This is a genomic window from Microvirga sp. P4_G7 (assembly GCF_056401005.1).
In genome coordinates this window covers 1-2305 of record NZ_JBFUKD010000595.1, presented here as the reverse complement: position 1 = coordinate 2305, position 2305 = coordinate 1, and the positions used below count along the sequence as shown (strand labels likewise).

Sequence of the window (2305 nt, the reverse complement as noted above, 5' to 3'; positions counted from 1 at the left end):
GATCTGAGGGAATTCGGCGCCTTCTACTACGTCATGGCCTCGTCCCAGAGGCTCGGCGAGGCCATCGACCACGCTTCGCGATACAGTTCGGTCGTCAACGAGAGTTTGCGGACCACGGCGAACCGCGGTGCGAGCGGGCTCTCGATGGATTTCGAGTATGTCGGCGTCGAACGCCACCTCGATCGACAGCAGATGGTCTTCTGGCTCACGTGCGCGCTGAGGGCCGCAAGGATTCTCACGAGCCGCGAGCTCTCGCCCATCTACGTCGGGTTCATCCATCAAAATGATAGCGATGCCGCGGAATTGGAGCGCTATTTCGAATGCCCGATTCATTTCGGCGCCACGGGCGATCGTATCAGTTTTGATCCCCAGGTCGCGGAAGCGCCGATCCTGACCGCGGACCCGCATCTCAACAGGTTCATGGTGCGGTACTGCGAAGAGGCTTCCTCACAGAGAAAATGGCAGGAAAACCCCTTGCGCACCCGTGTCGAGAACGCCATCTCGCCGCGCTTGTCCGACGGCAGCGCCAACGTGGCGACGATCGCCAGCGATCTTGGCCTGAGCACCAGGACGTTGTCGCGCAAACTGGCGGCCGAGGGCCTCACCTTCAGTACAATTCTGGACGATCTCCGGTCCGAATTGTCGACGCGCTACCTGCAGAATTACGATCTCTCGATTTCTCAGATCGCGTGGCTCCTCGGCTACAGCGAGGTCAGCTCGTTCGTGCACGCCTTTCAGCGCTGGACCGGCAAGTCTCCCTCGGATGCGCGCCGCGCCATCAAGACGGCCAACGAGACACGAGTCGAGACGATTCTGTAGGAAATTCACGCGCAAAATCAATTTGTTCCATGGCTATTCCGAGATGCGAAAAATCGAACTCTATTTCGAAAGGGCCGGGTCGTACCTCCTTTGAACGGTAGGCAAGGCCCCCACCGGCGCGCACAGTTGAAACTGTAACACAGAGATTCTGTGGTTGGAGGCAGCGATGTTCAGTTGGATTAAGATACTTTGCGCCGTGATCGCGTTTTCGACGGTCACGGCCGGAGCGGCGGTGACCGCCTATTGGTCGAATCACGGAAATAACTCTGGGGGCAATGGTGGAACCGGCGGCGGCGGTGGTGGCGGAGGCGGAGGATCGGCAGGTGCGCCTGGTCCTATCGCGGGTGCTGGACTTCCGTTTCTGGTGATCGCCGGTGGTTATGCCCTGGTCCGCTGGGACCGTCGGCGCCGTAAGGTTACTTAAGCTTGCGTAGGACGGTCGATGGCCAAGCTTGGCAGGCGGATGTCTCCGCCTTCCAGCGTGCGGCTCAAAGACCCGTCGCCCGCAACGTGCTATTCGCGGGTCTCGTTCTGTTGGGCTTTCTGAACGGGATTACGGAACGCATCATCGTCGCCGTGACCGAGAACGGCGTTTCAGCCGCTCTCGCCAACACCTTCGATGTGAGTGTCATCGTCTGGTGCGCATGCGCCATCGGGATCACTTTTTTGCTCCGGGAGATTTCACGGTCCGCAAATCGGTGGGATTGGATCGTGGCCTTCGGCTGCGTCGTCGCATTCGTTCTGCCGATCGTCCCCTTGAGCTGGCTGGCGATGTCCGGCCTCGCCATCTATGTCTTGCGCACGTCTCCTCCATCGAGCTTCGCAAGGCGCGGCGCGGCGATCATGTTTGCCGTGACCATTCCGATGTTCTGGGGGCGACTGCTATTCGCCTCCCTCAGTGACCTGATACTACAGGGCGACGCCGCGCTGGTCGGTTGGCTCGTCGGGACGAAACAGATCGGCAATGCGATTCAGTTTGCAGACGGCTCCGGCTATCTCTGGATTGCGCCAGCGTGTTCCTCCCTCGCCAATGTCTCGCTCGCCATCCTGTGTTGGGTGACGATCAGCGAAATGCTCAACCGCAAAGGTTCACTCTGGGACTTCGCTTGGATTGCCGCTGCCTGCACCGCAGTCGTCATGATCAATGTCTCGCGTATCAGCTTGATCGGGCTCTATCGCGATCATTTCGAGTTGATACACGGACCTGTCGGATCGACGGTTACGAGCTGGGTTATTCTCGGAGCCACGGTGGGAATCTGTCTGATCGGAGTTCGACATGACATCCCGGCCCGCGCTTAGCATTTTGTTTCTCGTTTTGTTGGCTCTGAGCCTGTCTCTCAAGTTGCCGGGCGTCAGCGATATCGCGACGGGAAAACCGAACGAACTCTCGGCCGAAATAGCCACCATCCTCAAGCGCCACGAATTCGATGTGACGGCAAGCGCCCCCGACTACGATTTGACGTGGGTTACTGGAATGTCAGGCACT

4 protein-coding genes are annotated in these 2305 nt (G+C 59.1%); all 4 read left to right on the top strand.

Annotation, left to right across the window (positions count from 1 at the left end; genetic code table 11):
- The coding region (locus tag AC1DT3_RS18395; protein ID WP_477466670.1) for a helix-turn-helix transcriptional regulator at positions 1-819 on the top strand (819 nt) is incomplete at its 5' end.
- Positions 820-985: 166 nt separating this feature from the next.
- Positions 986-1243, top strand: coding sequence for a hypothetical protein (locus tag AC1DT3_RS18390; protein ID WP_477466669.1), 258 nt, complete (start codon positions 986-988; stop codon positions 1241-1243).
- Positions 1244-1245: 2 nt separating this feature from the next.
- Entirely contained in the window at positions 1246-2118 is an 873-nt protein-coding gene (locus AC1DT3_RS18385; protein WP_477466668.1) for a hypothetical protein, read from the top strand.
- The coding region (locus tag AC1DT3_RS18380; RefSeq protein WP_477466667.1) for a hypothetical protein at positions 2096-2305 on the top strand (210 nt) is incomplete at its 3' end. The genes AC1DT3_RS18385 and AC1DT3_RS18380, both read left to right, overlap by 23 nt.

Excerpts from the sequence above, each read along its gene's own strand:
- AC1DT3_RS18390 (WP_477466669.1), top strand. The coding sequence starts at position 986 with ATGTTCAGTTGGATTAAGATACTTTGCGCCGTGATCGCGTTTTCGACG.